Genomic DNA, 20,696 nt, shown 5'->3' with positions numbered 1-20,696 from the left:
GTATTGACACCGCATCAGATCGAAACCTAGCTTGCTCCACCAGAGCAAGAAGAAGGAATTTTCGAAAACCTTTCACCATGACTCACGAGATGCCGACGGCTCTCGAGTGCGGAGAACATCATGGCGCTCTCTCGACGTACCCTCCTCGGCCTGGCGGCCGGTGTGCCGGTCTCCGCGGCGCTGGCCGGCTGCGGCGGCTCGTCAGGACCCGGCAAGGGCGGTGGTGCCACGTACTGGTACCTCAACGGACAGCCGCAGGAAGGAGTCAGGGCCGGCGCCGTCGACGCGTTCAACAAGGCCCACCCCGACAACGAGATCGACGACACGACCTTCCAGAACGACGCGTACAAGACGAAGATCAAGACCGCGATCGGTGCCGGACAGGCGCCCACGGTCATCTGGGGCTGGGGCGGCGGGACACTGCGCGCCTACGCGGAGGCGGACCAGGTCGAGGACCTCACCTCGTGGTTCGACGAGCACTCCGAGCTCAGGAAGGGGCTGTTCCCGTCCTCGTTCGGCGCGGCGACCGTCGACGGCAGGATCTACGCGATGCCGTGCGAGGCCGTGCAGCCGATCATCCTCTACTACAACAACAGGGTGTTCGAGCGGGTCGGGGTGGAACCGCCGCAGTCCTGGGACGACATCATGGCGCTCGTGCCCCGGTTCAACGCGAAGGGCATAGCGCCGTTCGCCCTGGGCGGCCAGTCCCGGTGGACGAACATGATGTGGCTCGAGTTCCTGTTCGACCGCATCGGCGGTTCCGAGGTCTTCCAGGCCGCCGTCGAGGGCGAGAAGAACGCCTGGTCCCACCCGGACGCCATCAAGGCGCTGACCAGGCTGCAGGACCTGGTCAAGGCCGGCGGGTTCGTCAAGGGCTTCTCCTCGATCACCGCGGACTCCAATGCCGATCAGGCACTGCTGTACACCGACCGGGCCGCCATGATGCTGCACGGCGCCTGGTCGTACGGCATCCAGCAGACCGACGGCGGGGACTTCGTCCCCAGCGGCTCGCTGGGCTACATGACCTTCCCGCCCGTCGAGGGCGGCAAGGGCGATCAGAGCGACACGGTCGGCAATCCCGCGCAGTACCTGTCCATCTCCTCGAAGGCGAGTGCCGCGCAGAAGAAGACCGCGAAGGACTTCTTCGCCACGGGCATCCTCCAGGAGGAGGAGGTGAAGAAGTGGATCGGCAACGGGTCGGTCCCGATCCGGCTGGGCACGGAGAAGCTGCTGGCCGCCTCCGAGAACGCCGACTTCCTCCAGTTCACGTACGACATCGCCAGCAAGGCCAAGGTGTTCGTGCAGTCCTGGGACCAGGCGCTCAGTCCGACGGCCGCCGAGACCCTGCTGGACAACATCGTCAAGCTGTTCCAGCTGTCCATCCCGCCCCGGCAGTTCGCCGACAACCTCAACGCGGTCACCGGCGCATGAGCGCACTCACCGGCCGGCCGCGCGGTCGCCGGCCGCGCAGCGTCCTGCCGTGGCTGGCGGTGCCCGCGCTGGTGGTCTTCGTCGGATTCGCCGTGGTCCCGCTCATCGGTGTCTTCGCCCTGAGCTTCACCACCTGGGACGGTATCGGCTCCATCCGCCCCTCGGGACTGACCAGTTGGCGTGCGGTGCTCACCGACCCCGGACTGCCGCACGCCCTGTGGGTCACGTTCCTGGTGATGGCCGTGTCCTGGATCGTGCAGACGCCGCTGAGCATTCTGCTCGGCACGTTCCTGGCCGGCCGCCAGCGCTACCGCGCGGTGCTGGGAGTGGTGTACTTCGTCCCGCTGATGCTCAGCTCCGCGGCGATCGCGATCGCCTACGAGGCACTGCTGGACCCCAACTTCGGACTCGGTGCCGGGCTGAGGATCCAGGCGCTCAGCCAGGACTGGCTGGGCCGGCCGTGGCTCGCGTTCGGGGTCGTCGTCTTCGTCGTCTCCTGGCAGTTCGTCCCGTTCCACTCCCTGATCTACCAGGGCGGTGTCCAGCAGATCCCCAAGTCCCTCTACGAAGCGGCCCAGTTGGACGGCGCCGGACGGATCCGGCAGTTCTTCGCCATCACCCTGCCGCAGCTGAAGTACACCGTCATCACCTCGTCCACGCTGATGGTCGTCGGGTCGCTGACCTTCTTCGACCTCATCTTCGTCCTGACCGAGGGCGGTCCCGGCGACGCCACCCGGGTACTCGCACTGGACATGTACAAGCGGGGATTCCAGGCCAGCCTGATGGGACCGGCCAGCGTCATCGCGGTCATCCTGGTCCTCGTGGGCCTCGCCCTCGCCCTGCTGCTGCGCCGTCTCGGAGGCCGGGACGCGGGCGCGAGCCAACTCGAGGGGGCCTGACATGACCACCACGCCGACCCTGACGCGGCGAGGGCACAAGTCCGCCCGCCGGGAGGAGCGACCCCGCTCCCGCCCGTCGGCCCGCCGGCCCAACTGGGCCGGGGGGCTGGCCGGATGGCTCTGGCTCGCCGTCGTCGCCGTACCCCTGTACTGGACCCTCATCACCAGCCTCAAGGACCGCACCCGCTACTACGCGAGCAACCCGCTGGTGCCGACGGGCGACCCGACCCTGGAGAACTACCGGCTGGTCATCGAGTCCGACTTCCTGCGCTACTTCCTGAACAGCGTCGTGGTGACCGCCGGCGCGGTGGTGCCGGCGGTCGTGTTCTCCTTCATGGCCGCCTACGCGATCGTCCGAGGCCGGCGCATGCGGGTCCTGCGTGCCGTGAACGGGCTGTTCCTCATGGGGCTGGCCATCCCGCTGCAGGCGACGGTGATCCCGGTCTACCTCATCATCATCAAACTGCGCCTGTACGACAGTCTGCCGGCCCTGATCCTCCCGTCGATCGCCTTCGCCGTCCCGCTCTCCGTGCTGGTGCTCGCCAACTTCATCCGCGACGTGCCCAAGGAGCTCTTCGACTCGATGCGGGTCGACGGCGCCACCGAATGGACGACGCTGTGGCGGCTGGCGGCGCCGCTCACCCGGCCGGCCATCCTCACCGTGACCATCTTCAACTCACTGACCATCTGGAACGGGTTCCTGCTGCCGCTGGTCCTCACCCAGAGCCCGGAACGCCGGACCCTGCCGCTCGCCCTGTGGACCTTCCAGGGCCAGTACGGGGTCAATGTCCCCGCCGTGCTCGCCGCCGTCGTCCTCACCACCCTGCCCGTCCTGGTGCTGTACGCCTTCGGACGCCGCCAGCTGCTGAGCGGTCTGACCGCGGGGTTCGGCCGATGACCGGCGCAGACACGGACCCACTCGCCCACCGGAAGGCGAACGCCGACGTGGCCGCAGAGAACACCCCCGCGAACCCCCTCTGGAACGACCCCACGGCCCCCGTCACCGCGAGGGTCGACGCGTTGATCGACGCGATGACCCTCCAGGAGAAGACCGCCCAGCTGTACGGAGTGTGGGTGGGCGCCTCCGACGAGGGCGGTGAAGTGGCCCCGCACCAGCACGACATGGAGGAGCCCGTCGACCTCGAGGCGCTCCTGCCCAGCGGACTCGGCCAGCTCACCCGGCCCTTCGGCACGGTCCCGGTCGACCCCGCCCTGGGCGCGCTCTCCCTGGCCCGCACCCAGAGCCGTATCGCCGCGTCGAACCGGTTCGGCATCCCCGTACGTCCAGGGCCTGGAGTCCGCCGGGATCGTCGCCACCCTCAAGCACTTCGCCGGCTACTCCGCCTCCCGCGCGGGACGCAACCTCGCCCCCTCCTCCGTCGGTCCGCGTGAGCGCGCCGACGTGCTGCTGCCCCCCTTCGAGATGGCGGTCCGCGACGGCGGGGCCCGGTCCGTGATGAACGCCTACACCGACACCGACGGCATGCCCTCCGCGGCGGACGAGGAACTGCTCACCGGGCTGCTCCGCGACACCTGGGGCTTCGACGGCACCGTCGTCGCCGACTACTTCGCCATCGCCTTCCTCAAGACCCTGCACGGCGTCGCCGCCGACTGGGCGGACGCCGCCGGCACGGCACTGCGCGCCGGCGTCGACGTCGAACTGCCCAACGTCAGGACCTACGGCGCACCCCTGACCGAGGCCGTCACCGACGGCCGCGTCCCGGAGGAGCTGGTCGACCGCGCCGTGCGCCGGGTGCTCACCCAGAAGGTGATGCTCGGCCTGCTCGACCCGGACCGCCCCCTCGTGCCGGCGGCGCTCGACGGGGCGGACCCGGACGATCCGGAGACGCTGCGCGGCCGGATCGACCTGGACGGGCCGCAGAACCGCGCACTGGCCCGTACGCTCGCCGAGGAAGCCGTCGTGCTGCTGAGCAACGACGGCACCCTGCCGCTCGGCCGGCCGCGCCGTATCGCCCTGATCGGCCCCAACGCCGACGACCCCGTCGCGGTCCTCGGCTGCTACTCCTTCCCCCAGCACATCGGAGTCCGCCACCCGGGGACACCCCTCGGCATCGAGCTGCCCACCCTGCGCGAGACACTCGCCGCGGAGTTCCCCGACGCGGAGGTCACGTTCGCCCGCGGCACCGGCGTCGACGACGGGGATCTCTCCGGCCTCGACGAGGCGGCACGGGCGGCAAGCGGGGCCGATGTCGCCCTGGTGGTGCTCGGCGACCGCGCCGGACTCTTCGGCCGGGGCACCAGCGGTGAGGGCTGCGATGTCGCGAGCCTGGCCCTGCCCGGCGCGCAGCAGCAGCTGCTCGATGCCGTGCTCGACTGCGGGACCCCCGTGGTCACCGTGCTGCTCGCCGGACGGCCGTACGCCCTCGGCCGCGCCGTGGCGGAGTCCGCGGCGATCGTGCAGTCCTTCTTCCCGGGCGAGGAGGGCACGCACGCGATCGCCGGGGTGCTCAGCGGCCGGGTCAATCCCTCCGGGCGGCTACCGGTCGGCGTGCCGCGCGGACCGGGCTCCCAGCCGGGCACCTACCTCGGGGCGCGGCTCGCGCACGCCACTCGGGTGTCCAGCATCGACCCGACCCCCGCGTTCGCCTTCGGCCACGGGCTGTCCTACACGCGCTTCGAGTGGACCGATCTGACGGTGCCGGTCCAGGAGGCCCCGACGGACGGGGAGTTGGCCCTCTCCTTCACCGTCCGCAACACCGGCGGGCGGCCCGGCACCGAGGTCGTCCAGCTCTATCTGCACGACCCGGTGGCCTCCGTCGTCCAGCCGGTGCAGCGCCTCGTCGGCTACGCCCGGGTCGCGCTGGAGCCGGGCGAGGCCAGGCGCCTCGGTGTCACGGTCCCGGCGGACCTCGCCTCCTTCACCGGCCGCGACGGCCGGCGGATCGTCGAGCCGGGCGAGCTGGAGCTGCGGCTGTCCGCCTCGAGCACGGATCCGCGCCTGACGGCCAGGGTCGCGCTGACCGGAGCCGAACGCCACGTGGACCACACACGGCGCCTGTACGCCACGATCGTGAAGGAGCCGCAGGTCACCTGAACCGGGGGCGCGCGGCGCACGTCAGGGGCGCCGCGCACCCCCGGCAGGCATCACAGCAGGCCGCGCCGGGCGAGGCTGCGCATCAGCGCTCCCACGCCGAAGGTCCACGGTGCGGCCTCCTCGCTGGCCACGACGGTGTTGACCAGGGCACCGAGTGGCGGGCTGGAGATCCGTACGACGTCGCCGTACTCGTGGGTGAAGCCCCCGCCGGGCGTCCGCCGGTCCTCGGTCGGGGCGAACAGCGTGCCCGTGAAGAGGACGAAGCCGTCCGGGTACTGATGGTGCGCGCCCCGTGTGGCGGCCACCAGGTCGAGCACGTCGCGGCTGATCTCGCGCAGCGAACTGCCGCCCCGCAGTACATAGCCGTCCGGGCCGTCGATCCGCAGACCGATGTGGAGCCCGCGTACGTCGTCGAGGCCGAAGCCGTCGTCGAGCAGGCGGACGAACGGGCCGATCGCGCAGGAGGCGTTGTTGTCCTTCGCGCGGGACAGCAGCAGGGCGCTGCGTCCCTCGACGTCCCGGAGGTTGACGTCGTTGCCGAGCGTGGCGCCGCGTACCCGCCCGCGCGAGTCCACGACGAGGACGGCCTCGGGCTCGGGGTTGTTCCACACGGACGAACCGAGTACTCCGATGTCGGCGCCGGTGCCGACCGCGGACAGCACGGGGGCCTTGGTGAACACCTCCGGGTCCGGGCCGATCCCGACCTCCAGGTACTGCGACCACAGTCCTTCGGCGACGAGCAGTTCCTTGGCCCTGGCCGCTTCCGGTGACCCGGGGCGGACCCCGTCGAGCCTGCCGCCCACCACCTTCCCGACGCGGGCCCGCACCCGCGCGGCCTGCGCCGGATCGCCGCCCGTGCGCTCCTCGATGACGCGTTCCAGCAGGCTCCGGGCGAAGGTGACACCCGCCGCCTTGATCACCTGGAGGTCGACCGGGGCGAGCAGCCGCGGCATGTCACGGCGGCCCGGCACGGCACGCAGCAGGTCGTCCAGGAGCCAGGCGCGTCCGCCGTCGGCATCGCGGACGACGGCCGCCGCGTTGTCGCGCTCCATCAGGTCGGAGACGGTGGGCGCGTGAGCCGTCAGGTCGACGACGTGCTCGCCGCGGACCGCGGCCACACACGGCCCGTCCCCCTCCGGGTCGTGGACGCGCGCGACGAGGGCGGCCCGGCCGGCGTCCTCCGGAAGGACGGAGCCGGCGGTGAGGACGGGACGGGGGCGTGCCGCCGCTGATTCCACGATCGATGCTCTCCTGGAGGCAGGGGGACGGGCTCAGTGGGAGTCGCGGGGGACCTCGTGTCCGCGGCCGCCGCGCAGGAATCCGAAGTCGGCTCCCCGGTCGGCCTGTTCGACGTTCTGGGTGTAGAGCCAGGTGTAGCCGCCGCTGTACCGCTCGGCGGGTGGCGTCAACGCCTCACGTCGCTGGGCGAGTTCGGTGTCGTCCACGTCCAGGCGCAGGATACGGTTCGGGACGTCGAGGACGACGGGGTCCCCGTCGCGCACCAGGGCGAGCGGTCCGCCGACGGCGGCCTCGGGCGCCACGTGCAGGACCACCGTCCCGTAGCCGGTGCCGCTCATCCGGCCGTCGCACACGCGCACCATGTCCGTGACGCCGGCCTTCAACAGCTTGGCGGGCAGCGGCACGTTGGAGACCTCGGGCATGCCGGGGTAGCCCTTGGGCCCGGCGTTGCGGATGACGACGACGGTGTTCTCGTCGATGTCGAGGTCCGGGTCGTCGGCCACCTCGTGGTACGCCTCCGGGGAGTCGAAGACGCGCGCGGGGCCGCGATGGGTGAGCAGATGCGGTGACGCGGCGGACTGCTTGATCACGGCGCCGTCGGGACACAGGTTGCCGCGGAGGACGGCGATTCCGGTACCGGCCGGCTGGAAGGGGGCGCCGAGGGGGGTGATGACGTCGGAGCCGAAGCGTTCGGCGTGCTCGGTGTTCTCGGCGACGGTGCGCCCGGTGACCGTGACCGGTCCGCCGTGCAGCAGCTCGCCGGCCAGCAGTTCGGCCAGCACGGCGGGCAGCCCGCCCGCGTAGCAGAAGTCCTCCATGAGGTACGTGCCGCTGGGCATCAGGTTGACCAGCGTCGGCACCGCGCGGACCAGCTCGTCGAAGTCGTCGAGGCCCAGTTCCACGCCGACGCGTCCGGCGATGGCGATGAGGTGGATGACGGCGTTGGTGGAGCCGCCGATGGCCGCGTTGACCCGTACGGCGTTCTCGAACGCCTCCCGGGTCAGGATCCGTGAGGGGCGCAGCTCCTCCTCCACCATCCCCACGATGCGCCGCCCCGCCTCCTGCGCCGTCTCCATCCGCCGGGAGTCGACGGCGGGCCAGGCGGCCGACCCCGGCAGCTGCATGCCGAGCGCCTCGGCCAGGCAGGCCATCGTCGAGGCGGTTCCCATCGTCATGCAGTGCCCGTTCGAACGGGCCATGCATCCCTCGGCGAAGAAACACTCCTCCTCGGTCATCCGGCCGGTCTTCAGGTCCTCCTCGAACTTCCACACATGCGTGCCGGACCCCACGTCCTGCCCGCGGTACTTGCCGTTGAGCATGGGCCCGCCGGTGACCATGACGGCGGGCAGGTCGACGCTGGCGGCGCCCATCAGCATGGCCGGGGTCGTCTTGTCGCAGCCGGACAGCAGCACCACACCGTCGAGCGGGTTGGCCCGGATCAGCTCCTCGACCTCCATGGCCATGAGGTTGCGGTACAGCATGGCCGTGGGGCGCATCAGGGTCTCGCCGGTGGCCATGGTGGGGAACTGCAGCGGCAGACCGCCCGCCTGCCACACCCCCCGCTTGACGGCTTCGGCGACGCGCGTCAGATGGGCGTTGCACGGGGCGAGTTCGGAGGCACTGGTCGCGATGCCGATGACGGGACGCCCGTCGAACACCTCGTGCCCGAACCCCTGGTTGCGCATCCAGGAGCGGTACACCATCCCGCTGCGGCCCTGTGCGCCGAACCATGCCTGACTGCGGCGGTCCGTCCTCGTACCGTCGGTCATAGGGGACTCCCGTGGCGTCGGTGTCGGCCGTGGCGCGGTGGGGCGTCGGCGGGCGCGTGCCCGCTGGCCCTACCCTGGGACTCAATCATTAAATGATTCGATGAATGGCGTCCAGAGGGCGAACGGAGATCGTGGTGGACTTCCGGACCCTGCACCAGCGCGTGGCCGACGAGCTCGGCCGGCGCATCGTGGGCGGAAGGTGGGGGCCGGGGGACCCGCTGCCGGTCGAGGACGCCCTCGCGGCGGAGATCGGCGTCAGCCGCGGGGTGTTGCGGGAGGCGGTCAAGTCCCTGGTGGCCAAGGGGATGCTGCACGTGAGGCCGCGCACCGGTACGCGCGTGCTGCCGCCGGAGCACTGGAACCACCTGGACCGCGACGTACTGCGCTGGAAACAGGCCGGGGACGCCGCGGCCCTGCTGCGCGACACGGGCGAACTGCGGCGGATCATCGAGCCCGAGGCGGCCCGGCTCGCCGCCGGGCGGGCCGGCCCCGACGACGTGCGCGCCCTCTACGAGGCCCTGGCCGCCATGGAGGCCGCGGCGGCGGCACCGGGCCGCAGCGGCTATGTCGAGGCCGACATCGCCTTCCACCGGGCGCTGCTCGACGCCGGCGGCAACCGCCTCCTCGGCTCACTGGGCCGCGCCGTCGAGATCGCGCTGGAGCACAGCTTCGTCGTCAGTACCCGGACCCCGGGCGCGGTGGAGGCCTCGCTGCCGGGGCACCGCGCCGTCGTGCGGGCCGTCGAGGCCCGCGACCCCGAGGCGGCCGCGGCCGCCGTACTGGCGATCATCGAATCCGCCGAGGAGGAGATCGCCCGGTCACCCGGAACACCGGACGACGCCGGCTGACCCGTCAGCACAGCGGCGCCGTGTCGTCCCCGGGCGGTTCGCCCACGCGGCGGTACGACGGGCCGGCCCGGGTCGTCGCGACCCGGGCCCTCTCCCGTGTTCCGCAGCGAGTGCGCTACTCCGCGGTGACGGGCACGGTCTTCGCGGGTTCCGTCTTCCAGCCGACCCAGCGGGAGCACACCGCCACCAGGACCGCGCAGACCGCGACCACCGCCATGCCGGTGGTCAGATCGGTGTGGCCGGCGATGAAACCGATCAGAGCGGGGCCCGCCAGCAGGCCCGTGGTGCCCATCGCGGCGACCAGGGCCAGCGCGCCCGGACCCTCCGCGGCCGCGGCGACGTAGAGACAGGGCGTCACCGTCGCCATGCCCAGGCCGACGCACGCGAAGCCGATGAGCGCCGGCCAGGTACCGCCGGCCAGCAGGGCGAGGGCGAGACCGGTGCCGGCCATCGTGCTGCCCACCCGCACCATGACCGGGTCGCCCCAGCGGTTCCGCCAGCCGTCGCCCAGGAGGCGGGCCAGCACCATCATCACGGAGACGACCGCGATCCCCAGCGGCGCCAGCCGGCCCGACGCACCGGTCTCCTCCGTCAGATAGAGCGCCGACCAGTCGTTCATGGCCCCCTCGACGACCGTGCCGAACACCATGGCACAGCCCAGGACGAGCGCCGTGCGCGAGGCACCGGACAGGCTCCTGAGCCCCTTCTTCTCCTCCTTCACGGCGGTGTCCGGGGAGGCCGGCGCGTCCGCGAGCACCCGCGGCTTCGACCCCGCCAGCAGCAGCACCCCCACCCCCGCCGCCACCGTGAAGTGCGCGGTCACCGAGTGCGTGACGGTGTTCACCCCGGAGGCCAGCAGCGCGCCCCCGAGCGACCCTCCGCTGAACGTCGCGTGCAACTGGGCCATCGCGGCCCGCCCGTAATGGGCCTCCAGCGCCGCACCCTGCGCGTTCATGGCGACGTTGAGGCAGCCGACGGCGATCCCGTCGACCAGGATCACCAGCAGGGCGAGCGGATAGCTGCTCGTCACGGCCAGCACGGGCAGCACCGCCGCGAGGCCCAGCGCGGAGAAGAGCGCCAGCCGCCGCGCCCCCAGCCGCGCCATCAGCGGTGCGACCAGCGGGAACGACACCGCCGCCCCGACCCCGGCGGCCATCAGCAGCAGCCCCACTTCCGTGCCGCTCAGATCGAAGCGGTCCTTGAGGGCGGGCAGCCGGGACGCCCAGGTGGCGTACTGGAAGCCGAGGAAGAAGAACAGGGTGGCGATCGCCAGTTGGTCACGGCGGAAATCGCCGAGGGTGGGCAGCATGGGCGTTCAGGACCCCTCTTCCGGGCCGCCGGAGCGGTCGTACTGGACCGGGCAGGACATGTAGACGGCGCCGTCGCCGTACTCTCCGTGCAGCTCGACCGCCGGTTCGGGCGCGAAGCCGTGCCCGGACCAGAAGCCGCCCGTGCCGCCGACGGCGACCAGGGAGATCCGCTCGAAGGACGACCGCGCCGCCGTCACCGTGAGCCGCCGCAGCAGTCTGCTGCCCAGCCCCCTGCCGCGCAGATCGTCCGCGATCACGAGGTCGTGCAGATGCAGATTGCGGGAGTCGTACGCCCGCTCCTCCGGCCGGGACAGATCCGGGTAGCGGAAGCGGGGGTAGGGCAGGGCGAGCACATAGCCGGCGACCCGGTCACCGGCCTCCAGGACGAAACACGTCCCCGGGGAGACCCGCCCCCGGGACCGCAGCGCCTCGACGCCCTCGGACAGCGAGGCCGACGCGTACACCTCGGCCTCCAGGGCGGCGATGCGCGGCCAGTCGTCCTCGGCGATCCGGCGTATCCGCACGTCGGGGCCGTCACCGCCCACGCAGATCCGGGGGAGCGGGCCGAAGCCGTTGAAGCCCTCGGTCGTATAACTGGCGGCGTACGCGCCGGCGGACAGCACCCACACCGGGTCGCCCGACGCGACCGCGCTCGGCACCCTCACCCGCCGGTGCTCATGGGCGTAGGCGTCGTCGCTGTCGCAGGTGGGGCCCGCCACCACGACCGGCACCAGGTCGGCGGCGGCCGGGTCCGGATGGCCCGGGAAGACGAGCGGGTAGCGCACCTCGTCCATCTCGTACAGGCCGTTGAACTTGCCGCAGCTCAGATACAGCCAGTGCTCCCGCTCCCCGTCCGGCCCGAACCGGGACGTCAGCCGGGCGACGTGCGCCCGGATCGCGCCGTGGTCGGCCACCAGATGGCGCCCCGGTTCGATGACGAACCCCAGTGGCCGGGGCGACAGTTCCGTCAGCCGCTCCATGCCCTCCCGGAGCACGGCGAAGATCTTGTCCAGCGGAGGGTCGAGCCGTTCACCCCGCCGGTCGGAGTAGCCGAGCGCCGGCAGACCGCCGCCGAGGTTCACATGGTCCGGCACGATCCCGTGGCCGTGCAGCGCCGTGAGGACGTCGGCGAGCGTCACGAACGCCTGCTGCCACGCCTCGGCGGTCATCTGCTGCGACCCGACGTGCACCGACAGCCCCGACGGCACCAGTCCCGCGTCCCGCGCGGCCGTCAGCACCCGTACGGCGTCGTCCGCCGAGCATCCGAACTTACGGCTCAGCCCCCACAGCGCGCCCTCGCCGCTGGTCGCCAGCCGGCAGAACACCCGGGCACCCGGGGCGTGCTCGGCCAGCGCCGCCACGTCCTCCACACTGTCCGTGGCGAAGTCCCGGACACCGAGCCGGTACGCCCGCACGATGTCCCGGTCCGACTTCACGGTGTTGCCGTAGTGGATCCGGTGCACGGGCACACCCGTCGCCAGCGCCCGGGAGATCTCCCGGGGACTCGCCGCGTCGAAACCGGCGCCACAGCGCGCCAGCCGCTCCAGCACCTCCTCCACGGGACACGCCTTCATCGCGAACCGCACGTCCGCGCCGGGCAGTTCGGCCGCCAGCGCGTCGTACTGGCCGGCGATCCCGTCGAGGTCGTAGACGAGCGCGTCCTCGGTGCCGGCCGCGAGGGCGGCGCGCAGGGCCGCGTTCACCGGAGCGCGCCCCGGCTCGCGTGCACGAGGGCCTCCCAGGCGCCGATCAGCACCACGAAGTCCTCGGTGTCCAGCGCGGCCTCGTCCAGCAGCCGCTCCCGGTCCGCCGTCATCTCCCGCGCGAACTCGGCGTACTTTCCGCCGAGCCGGCCGTACGCCGCCGCGACCGTGTCCAGGCGCCGCTCGTTCCCCGTACGGTCCAGGCGCACGCTCTCTGCGAGGAACGCGGCGAACGGCACCGGGTCGAGGCGTCCGCTCTCGTCCAGCAGCGTGTCGCCCGCGTCGGCCATCCGCTCGTACACGTAGTGCAGGTAGAGCATCGACAGCAGGAACTTCACGAACCGTGTCTGGTACGCCAGGAATCCGGCGTGGGTGCGGCGTTCGCCGGTGTAGTAGTTCTCGATGTGCCGGTTGTGCAGGACACCGGGCAGGGCGGCGTCGTACACGGCGTGGATGAGGAAGTAGTCGCTGCCGATCGTGTCGGTGGCGGGCGGCAGCGGCAGCCGCTCGTACACGCCCCGGTCGAACGCGATGTTGGACATGTCGACCCGCATCGGGTCGACCAGCGTCAGCGTCGAGCGGTCGCCCGTGAAGGGCAGCATCCCGGCGCCCTTGAAGGACTCCTCGGCCAGCTCCCGCCTCTGCTCGGCCGACCAGTGGCCGGGCGCCCACAGGCCCACGACCTCGTCGTACACCTCCTTGTCCAGCTCCTGGATGCCGCCGATGTCGACGGAGAGCTCGCCGATGAAGGAGGCGCCCACCATCGACACGGGCCGGTGCGCGATCGCCGGGTCGAGCGTCACCTCCGTCACACCGCCGGTCACCTCGGCGGCGGGCCTGCTCAGGGAGGCCAGCTCGTGGTGGATCGGGTAGACGGGCTCGCCGTCGAAGACCTGGTAGCCGCAGTCGGAGTCGCGCCGGTGCACCGAACGGCAGCCGAGCGCCGCCGCGAGGAGGAACGCCCGGTTGGTGCAGGCGCCGTACGACAGCTTCTCCGGGAGCATCAGGTCGAGGACCCGCTCCGGCTCCGGAAGCGCGGCCCCGTCGACGGCGCGGCGCAGGACGTCCCGCTGGGCCGCCTCGTCGAGGTGGTGCACGACGACGCCCGGCACCTCGGGGAGGGCGGCGACCGTACGGGCGTGGGCCGCGCGGGTCCCCTCGTCGGAGGAGTCGAGGATCAGCAGCCGCACCTCGACGCCGAAGTTCTGTGCGGCGTAGGCGGCTTCCGCCCCGATGGCGGTGATGGTCGCGGAGCACTCCCGGTTGGTCGGGAGGCTCAGGCATATCCGGTCCATGTCGGTTCCCCGCCTCATCGTGTCCGCTCGTGCCAGGCGTCCAGGCCCAGCAACTTGCGTCCCAGCTCGTCCAGTTCGGCGGGCCCGTAGCGCAGGGACTCGTGCTTCACCGCGTCGCCGAGCAGGGTCCCGTTCCACTCCGGGGTGCTCAGCGTGCGCCAGGACTCCACCCGGGAGCGGCGCAGCTCCTCGTGCTCCTCGAGGGCCGGCATCATCGACAGGTACTGCACCGCGCGCACCCCGTCGGCCGAGCTGTTGGGCGCCACGCCGTGCGCCAGCATCCCGTTGAAGATCAGCAGATCACCGGCCTTCAACTGGGGGCGTACCACGGGGAATTCGGTGCGGTCGGCGCCGGGACGGATGGGGTCCCGGTCGGCGGGCTGGCCCACCTTCCACTCCTCGAACCGGCGGAAGAGCTCCGGGGAGCACTGGAAGCCGCCCTCGTCCGGCTGAGTGTCGGTGAGCGCGATGATGCCCTGCACCCGCTGCGGCGGCACGCTCGCCGTGGTGTCCACGTCCCAGTGCAGTTCGATGTCGAACCCCTCGTCCGTGGGATCGATCAGGGAACGGGAACGGTTCCCGACATTGGGCGGGTTGAGGTTGAGCCGGTCCAGGGTGACCCACAGCTCCTCGCAGTCCCAGACGTCCACGAAGGCGTCGTAGACCCGGCGGGCCTGCCTGCTGTCCCAGATCAGCTGGTGCTGGTACGCCTCGACGAAGCCGTAGACGAACAGGTCACGGTCGAGGTCCGAGCGGAACGTGCGCTCCTCGTACCAGGTTTCGGGGCGCTGCGGGTCGAGGCCCTGGAAGTCCCAGGCGAACTCCAGCAGCAGCTTGGCCGCGTCGGGGGTGATGGCCTCCGGCACCACGACATAGCCGTGGTTCTGCCAGGACGCGAACTGCTCCTCGGAGAGCACCCGCAGCGGCAGGTCCTTGCTCAGATGCCGCAGCTGCGTCCCGGCGAGATAGGCCTCACCGTCGGCGCTGAAGTAGGGGCGCCCGGAAGCGGCGCGATGTAAAAAGCGGTGGTGCGTCGTCATGCGGTACTCCGAAGATCGGGATCTCTCACGGCATGCGGACAGTAGGAAGGGATGAAGCGGGTGGCCGGCCGGTGCTACGACGGACCCGTGCGCCCCGTCAGCACCTCGGCGGCGGCGATGCCCGACACCCGCGTCGCGCCGTGCGTCGCCAGATACACCGCGCCGGGGCGCCGGCCGGCGGGAACGCCCATCTCCACGACGAAGGCGTCGGGCCGGCTGCGGACCAGACCGGTGAGCGCGCGGGACATCCAGCCGTAGCGGGCGGCGTCCCGGACCACCACGACCAGCGGACGGCCGTCCGCCGGCCGCAGTACGAGCCGGTCCAGCAACTCAACTTCGCCGTACAGGAGTTGCTGTTCACTCAGTCGTACGGACGTGGTGCCCGGGCACATCGTCCGCAGCGGTTCCGCCACACCCCACGGGGTCGTGGGGTCGATGGCGGGGGTGGTCGCGGGGGAGAGCTCCACCACATGGGGCGTGCCCACGAGCGGGAACCCGGTGTCGCGGCCGGGCTGTTGGTGCACCCGGACGGCCCGCCGGGCCGCCGCGAGTCCGAGACCGGACGTGCCCAGGACGCCGGAGGGCCCGGGTGCGTCGCGGCGCAGCGTGCCCGCCCACCTCGCGAACTCCTCCACCCGGCCCGCCGCCTCGGCGAGCCGCCGCTCCGGCAGCCGCCCGTCCCGTACGGCGTCCACCAGCGCGTCGGCCAGCAGCGCCGTGGTCTCCTCGCCGGTGCTCCCGCCGCCGACGCAGACCGCGTCCGCACCGGCGGCGACGGCCCGGACGGCGGCGCCCGGTACGCCGTAGCGGTCGGCCACGGCACCCATCTCGACGGCGTCGGTCACGATCAGCCCGGTGAAACCGAGTTCACCGCGCAGCAGATCGCCCACGACGGGGCGGCTCAGGGTCGCCGGCCACCGGTCGTCGTAGGCGGGCACGAGGAGATGCGCCGTCATCACGGCCCGCACCCCGGCGTCCATCGCGGCGATGAACGGCGGCAGCGCGGTCAGCGCCAGGGTCCCGGCGTCGGCCGAGACCCGCGGCAGCCCCAGATGGGAGTCGACCACGGTGTCGCCGTGGCCCGGGAAGTGCTTGGCGCACGCGGCGACCCCCGCCGACTGCAGCCCCCGCACCCACGCGGCGGCATGCCGGGAGACGACATCGGGGCGCGCCCCGAAGGAGCGCACCCCGATCACCGGATTGAGCGGATTGGTGTTGACGTCGGCACTCGGCGCGTAGTTCAAGGTGACGCCGAGACCGTGCAGTTCCCGGCCGACGTCCCGCGCCACCTGCTCGGTGACATCGATGTCGTCCAGTGTGCCGAGCGCCAGATTGCCCGGCCGGGACGCCCCGGTACGGGCCTCGAGCCGGGTGACGTCGCCGGCCTCCTCGTCGACGGCGACGACGAGTTCCGGGTTCTCGGCGTACAGGGCGGCGGTGAGTGCCGCCACCTGCTCGGGGCCGTGGATGTTGCGCCCGAACAGGACGACCGAGGCGAGCCCCTCGGAGATCCGGCGGCGCACCCAGTCGGGCGCCGTCGTTCCCTCGAAGCCCGGCTGGAGCACGGAGTGCGCCCACCGCAGCAGTCGCGGGTGGCTGCTCTCGGCCATGCGGTGCCTCCGTGCAGGGTTGCGCACGCGGCGGTTTTCGGGAGGAACCCGCCACGACTGGTTCAGACCACTGGGATGTTGGACTGGACCAATGGGCCGTGTCAAGGAATGCCCTTTCGGCGCGGCGGCCGAACAGCCCCGTAAGAGAAGGGCGTTGGGTGAGAACCGCCCGGTCAGGGACCCGGCCGCGTCAGCGTCGCCGTGAATTTGTAGCGCGACCCCCGGTACACCGAGCGGACCCACTCCACCGGCGTTCCGGTCTCGTCCCGCGAGTGGCGGGACAGCAGCAGCATCGGCAGCCCCACGTCCGTGGCGAGCAGGCCCGCCTCCCGGGGTGTCGCCGGTGAGGTCTCGATCGTCTCGTCGGCCTCCGCCGGCCGTACCCCGTACACCTCGGCGAGCGTGGTGTAGAGCGAGGTATACCGGCCGAGGTTGCGGCGCAGCTCGGGGAAGCGCCGGTCGGACAGATGGGTCGCCTCGATCGCCATCGGCTCCCCGCCGGCCAGCCGCAGCCGTTCGATGCGCAGCACCTTGTCCCGCGGCTCCACCTCCAGCAGCGCCGCGAGCTCCGCGTCGGCCGCGATGTATCCGATGTCCAGCACCTGGGAGGCCGGGTGCAGCCCCTGCGCCCGCATGTCCTCCGTGTACGAGGTCAGCTGGAGCGTGCGGTAGACCTTCGGGCGCGCGACGAACGTGCCCTTGCCCTGGATCCGGTCGAGGCGGCCCTCGCCGACCAGTTCCTGGAGTGCCTTGCGGATGGTGGTGCGGGAGGTGCGGAACTCGACGGCGAGCAGGCGCTCGGCCGGCATCGGTGCGCCCGGCGCGCGCTCGTCGGTCATCTGCAGTAACCGCTGTTTGATGCGGTAGTACTTCGGAACGCGCCCGATACGGCCCGGCGCCCCCGTGTCGGCCTGGGCGCTGCTGACGTCCGTGCTCATGACCTGCCTTCCGGCTGCGGTGTGCGGCGCGCGGACGGCAGGTGCCGGCCGCGGTGCACGTCGGCGGACGGCCGGGTCTCGGCGCCGCACGCTCGGCGATCCCGTTATAACGGTGCGTTCTCGCTTTGGTCTAGTCCAAGCGTCAACCCGTCCCTGTTTGTGCGGAGTTCTGGCCCTCACCAGGGGTGACGAAGCCGTTATCCAGGCGTGAGTTCACGACCCTTGACAGAGCCATAGGTCTAGGCCAAGCTCCCCTTGCTGGTCTAAACCATTTAGAGGAAGCCGGGTCCCAGCCCGCCGAGCTGTTGCGCCGCTGTGGGGGTCGCCGCCGAGGGCGTGGGTGTGGAAGGCATTCCTGAGGAGGGGTGGCGCGTGAAGCGCAAGCTGATAGCCGCGATCGGGGTCGCGGGCATGCTGTTCTCCGTCGCGGCGTGCGGCGGCGACGACGGTGACGACGGCAAGAAGGCCGGTGCGGACGGGTACGCCGGCGAGACGCTCACCGTATGGGTGATGGACGGCTCGTCGCCGGACCAGTGGCAGAAGGACCTGGGCGCCGAGTTCGAGAAGAAGACCAAGGCGAAGGTCAAGTTCGAGGTCCAGCAGTGGAACGGCATCCAGCAGAAGCTGACCACCGCGCTGTCCGAGGAGAACCCGCCCGACGTCTTCGAGATCGGCAACACGCAGACCCCGGCCTACGCCAAGACCGGCGGCCTCGCCGACCTCGCCGACCTCAAGTCCGAGATCGGCGGCGAGTGGACCGAGTCCCTCAACAACTCGTCCGTCTTCGAGGGCAAGCAGTACGCGGCGCCGTGGTACTTCGCCAACCGTGTCGTCCTCTACAACAAGAAGGTGTGGGCGGACGCGGGGATCAAGGACACCCCCAAGACCCGCGACGAGTTCTACGACGCGCTCAAGACGATCGGTGAGAAGACCGACGCCGAGCCCATCTACCTGCCGGGCCAGAACTGGTACCACTTCGTCGGCCTGGTGATCGGCGAGGGCGGCGAACTGGTCAAGAAGGACGGCGACAAGTACGTCTCCAACCTCGACGACCCGAAGGTCGCCGCGGCCGCCGAGACGTACAAGAAGTTCCAGGCGCTGTCCAAGGCCCCCAAGGACAAGGACGAGGCCACCCCCCAGCAGGGAGAGGTCTTCGCCAAGGGCAAGACCGGCTCCTTCATCGGCATGGGCTGGGAAGCCGGCATCGCGATCAAGGCCAACCCGGCCATCGAGAAGGAGATCGGCTACTTCACCATTCCCGGTGTCACGGCCGACAAGCCCGAGGGCGTCTTCCTCGGCGGCTCCAACCTCGCCGTCGCCGCGGGCAGCAAGAAGCAGGACCTCGCCAAGGAGTTCCTGAAGCTCGCCCTCTCCGACAAGTACGAGGGCCAGCTGGCCAAGCTCAACGGCGTCATCCCCAACAAGGAGTCGCTGCAGAGCAACCTCAAGGGCAACGCGCCCGCCGAGGCAGCCGCGCCGGCCGCCGCCGTCGGCGGCACCACGCCGCTGATCCCCGAGTGGGCCGCCGTCGAGAACGCCCCCAACCCGATCAAGACGTACCTCACCGCCGTCCTGAACGGCAAGTCCCCGGCCGAGGCCGCGGGGCAGGTCGAGGGCGAGTTCAACAAGCGCCTGGCGCAGCAGCAGTAACAGCGCACGCGCTCCGACCGGGGCGGGGGCCGGCCACGCGACGGCCCCCGCCCCGCGTTGAGCACGCCGAGAAGAGAGATCGCGAGCATGACCGTGCAGACCGAACGGCCACCCTCCGGCCCGGCGGACGTCCGCAAGGCGGACGACGGAGGACCTGGCGGGCCGAAACCGAGAGCCGCGTCGCGTGCCGGCGCCCTCGCCCCGTACCTCCTGCTGCTGCCCGCCGTCGCGGCCACCGTGCTGCTGCTCGGCTGGCCGCTGCTGAAGGACGTACTGCTGTCGTTCCAGAACCTCAACATGGCGCAGCTGATCCAGCACGTCACCGAGTGGAACGGCGTCGAGAACTACAAGCAGGTCCTCACCGGCGAGGACTTCTGGCGGGTCACCGTACGCTCCATCCTGTTCACGGCGGTCAACGTCGCCCTGACCATGATCTTCGGAGCGCTCGCCGGTCTGCTGCTCGCCCGCCTCGGCAAGCGCATGCGGTTCACCCTGATGCTGGGCCTGGTGCTCGCCTGGGCCATGCCCGTGGTCGCCGCCACCACCGTCTATCAGTGGCTGTTCGCGCAGCGCTTCGGCGTCGTCAACTGGGTCCTGGACAAGCTCGGCTGGCACTCCATGGCCGACTACAGCTGGACCAGCAGCCAGATGTCGACGTTCTTCGTCGTCACCCTGCTGATCGTCTGGATGTCCGTCCCGTTCGTCGCGATCAACCTCTACGCGGCGACCACCACCATCCCCGGCGAACTGTACGAGGCGGCCTCCCTCGACGGCGCCGGCGCCTGGCGCAGCTTCACCACGGTCACCCTGCCGTTCCTGCGGCCGTTCCTCTACGCCACCACGTTCCTCGAGGTCATCTGGATCTTCAAGGCGTTCGTCCAGGTCTTCACCTTCAACGGCGGCGGCCCCGACCGGCTCACCGAGATCCTGCCCGTCTACGCCTATGTCGAGGGCGTCGGCAACCAGCACTACGGCATGGGTGCCGCCATCGCCGTACTGACCATCCTGATCATGCTCGGCCTGACCGCCTACTACCTCAGGATCGTGCTCAAGCAAGAGGAGGACGAGCTGTGAAGCGCTCGCTCTTCGGCCGCGTGTGGCCCAACGTCACGGCCGTCGTCCTGTTCGCCGTCTGCCTCTTCCCCGTGTACTGGATGTTCTCCACGGCGTTCAAGCCGACCGGCGACATCATCTCGGAGACCCCCGTCTGGTTCCCGACGAACATCACGTTCGAGCACTTCAGGACGGCGACGGAGGCCGAGCACTTCTGGACGTTCGTCCGCAACTCGCTGACCGTCACCTGCCTGGCCGTCCTCTTCTCCCTGATCATCGCGCTGGCCGGCTCCTTCGCCCTGGCCCGTATGCGGTTCAAGGGCCGGCGCGGCTTCATCATCGGCTTCATGCTCGCCCAGATGGCGCCCTGGGAGGTCATGGTCATCGCGATCTACATGATCGTGCGCGACGGCTCGATGCTGAACAGCCTGGTGCCGCTCACCGCGTTCTACATGATGATGATCCTCCCCTTCACCATCCTGACGCTGCGCGGCTTCGTCGCCGCCGTGCCGAAGGAACTGGAGGAGTCGGCGATGGTCGACGGCTGCACCCGCGGCCAGGCGTTCCGCCGGGTCATCCTGCCGCTGCTCGCGCCGGGACTGATGTCGACCTCCATGTTCGGCTTCATCACCGCGTGGAACGAGTTCCCCCTCGTCCTGGTCCTCAGCAAGGAGTCCGGGGGCGCGCAGACCCTGCCGCTGTGGCTGTCCAGCTTCCAGACCCAGTTCGGCGACGACTGGGGCGCGACCATGGCCGCCTCCTCCCTGTTCGCCATCCCGATCCTGATCCTCTTCGTCTTCCTGCAGCGCAAGGCCGTCAGCGGCCTCACCGCGGGCGCCGTGAAGGGATAACGCCA

General features: G+C 71.0%; 15 protein-coding genes and 2 pseudogenes. 8 read left to right on the top strand and 9 right to left on the bottom strand.

Going from position 1 to position 20,696, the window contains the following annotated elements:
* Positions 1-120: 120 nt before the first annotated feature.
* The 4 genes and pseudogenes from IF28_RS0102335 (at position 121) to IF28_RS35985 (ending at position 5,385) form a co-directional block, all read left to right on the top strand.
* Positions 121-1,431, top strand: coding sequence for an extracellular solute-binding protein (locus IF28_RS0102335; protein WP_030213031.1), 1,311 nt, complete (start codon positions 121-123; stop codon positions 1,429-1,431).
* On the top strand, positions 1,428-2,330 hold the full coding sequence (locus IF28_RS0102330) for a carbohydrate ABC transporter permease (protein ID WP_030213030.1): 903 nt from the start codon (positions 1,428-1,430) through the stop codon (positions 2,328-2,330). Before IF28_RS0102335 ends, IF28_RS0102330 begins: the two co-directional genes overlap by 4 nt.
* Position 2,331: 1 nt before the next feature.
* A complete protein-coding gene (locus IF28_RS0102325) occupies positions 2,332-3,228 on the top strand; it encodes a carbohydrate ABC transporter permease (RefSeq protein WP_030213027.1) in 897 nt (298 codons plus the stop codon).
* Positions 3,225-5,385 (top strand): annotated as a pseudogene (locus tag IF28_RS35985) (glycoside hydrolase family 3 C-terminal domain-containing protein). The gene IF28_RS0102325 and the pseudogene IF28_RS35985 overlap by 4 nt, the downstream one beginning before the upstream one ends.
* A gap of 50 nt (positions 5,386-5,435) precedes the next feature.
* Here the strand turns inward: IF28_RS35985 and IF28_RS0102315 are convergent.
* Positions 5,436-6,623: a fumarylacetoacetate hydrolase family protein gene (locus tag IF28_RS0102315; protein WP_030213024.1), complete on the bottom strand. Its 1,188-nt coding sequence runs from the start codon at positions 6,621-6,623 to the stop codon at positions 5,436-5,438.
* 33 nt (positions 6,624-6,656) lie between these two features.
* Complete coding sequence (locus IF28_RS0102310; protein WP_030213021.1) at positions 6,657-8,393, bottom strand: IlvD/Edd family dehydratase; 1,737 nt, start codon at positions 8,391-8,393, stop codon at positions 6,657-6,659.
* A gap of 104 nt (positions 8,394-8,497) precedes the next feature.
* Between IF28_RS0102310 and IF28_RS0102305 the strand changes: the two genes are divergently transcribed.
* Positions 8,498-9,241: a FadR/GntR family transcriptional regulator gene (locus IF28_RS0102305; protein WP_030213012.1), complete on the top strand. Its 744-nt coding sequence runs from the start codon at positions 8,498-8,500 to the stop codon at positions 9,239-9,241.
* A 115-nt stretch (positions 9,242-9,356) separates the two neighbouring features.
* Here IF28_RS0102305 and IF28_RS0102300 read toward each other — a convergent pair whose 3' ends face one another.
* The 7 genes and pseudogenes from IF28_RS0102300 to IF28_RS0102275 all read right to left on the bottom strand — a co-directional run bounded on the left by IF28_RS0102300 (position 9,357) and on the right by IF28_RS0102275 (position 17,137).
* A complete protein-coding gene (locus IF28_RS0102300) occupies positions 9,357-10,550 on the bottom strand; it encodes an MFS transporter (protein ID WP_037892327.1) in 1,194 nt (397 codons plus the stop codon).
* Positions 10,551-10,556: 6 nt separating this feature from the next.
* Entirely contained in the window at positions 10,557-11,015 is a 459-nt protein-coding gene (locus IF28_RS39660) for a GNAT family N-acetyltransferase (RefSeq protein WP_420713769.1), read from the bottom strand.
* 75 nt (positions 11,016-11,090) lie between these two features.
* Positions 11,091-12,293, bottom strand: a pseudogene (locus tag IF28_RS0102295) (type III PLP-dependent enzyme); the annotation flags it as partial.
* Entirely contained in the window at positions 12,251-13,549 is a 1,299-nt protein-coding gene (locus tag IF28_RS0102290; RefSeq protein WP_030213002.1) for a DUF6271 family protein, read from the bottom strand. The gene IF28_RS0102290 and the pseudogene IF28_RS0102295, both read right to left, overlap by 43 nt.
* A 14-nt stretch (positions 13,550-13,563) precedes the next feature.
* Positions 13,564-14,589: a phytanoyl-CoA dioxygenase family protein gene (locus IF28_RS0102285; protein ID WP_030212999.1), complete on the bottom strand. Its 1,026-nt coding sequence runs from the start codon at positions 14,587-14,589 to the stop codon at positions 13,564-13,566.
* Between the two features lie 74 nt (positions 14,590-14,663).
* Positions 14,664-16,199, bottom strand: coding sequence for a glycoside hydrolase family 3 protein (locus IF28_RS0102280; protein ID WP_030212996.1), 1,536 nt, complete (start codon positions 16,197-16,199; stop codon positions 14,664-14,666).
* Between the two features lie 173 nt (positions 16,200-16,372).
* The gene (locus IF28_RS0102275; RefSeq protein ID WP_030212994.1) at positions 16,373-17,137 is read right to left on the bottom strand and encodes a GntR family transcriptional regulator; all 765 of its coding nucleotides are present in this window, start codon (positions 17,135-17,137) and stop codon (positions 16,373-16,375) included.
* A gap of 372 nt (positions 17,138-17,509) precedes the next feature.
* Between IF28_RS0102275 and IF28_RS0102270 the strand changes: the two genes are divergently transcribed.
* From IF28_RS0102270 to IF28_RS0102260, 3 genes are all read left to right on the top strand, one after another.
* A complete protein-coding gene (locus tag IF28_RS0102270; RefSeq protein WP_030212991.1) occupies positions 17,510-18,787 on the top strand; it encodes an extracellular solute-binding protein in 1,278 nt (425 codons plus the stop codon).
* An 87-nt stretch (positions 18,788-18,874) separates the two neighbouring features.
* Positions 18,875-19,861, top strand: coding sequence for a carbohydrate ABC transporter permease (locus IF28_RS0102265; RefSeq protein ID WP_030212990.1), 987 nt, complete (start codon positions 18,875-18,877; stop codon positions 19,859-19,861).
* On the top strand, positions 19,858-20,691 hold the full coding sequence (locus IF28_RS0102260; protein WP_030212989.1) for a carbohydrate ABC transporter permease: 834 nt from the start codon (positions 19,858-19,860) through the stop codon (positions 20,689-20,691). Before IF28_RS0102265 ends, IF28_RS0102260 begins: the two co-directional genes overlap by 4 nt.
* Positions 20,692-20,696: the final 5 nt, after the last annotated feature.

Origin of the sequence: Streptomyces sp. NRRL WC-3626, assembly GCF_000718785.1 — a bacterium.
Taxonomy (GTDB): domain Bacteria; phylum Actinomycetota; class Actinomycetes; order Streptomycetales; family Streptomycetaceae; genus Streptomyces; species Streptomyces edwardsiae.
This window is presented reverse-complemented; position numbering and strand designations above follow the sequence as displayed.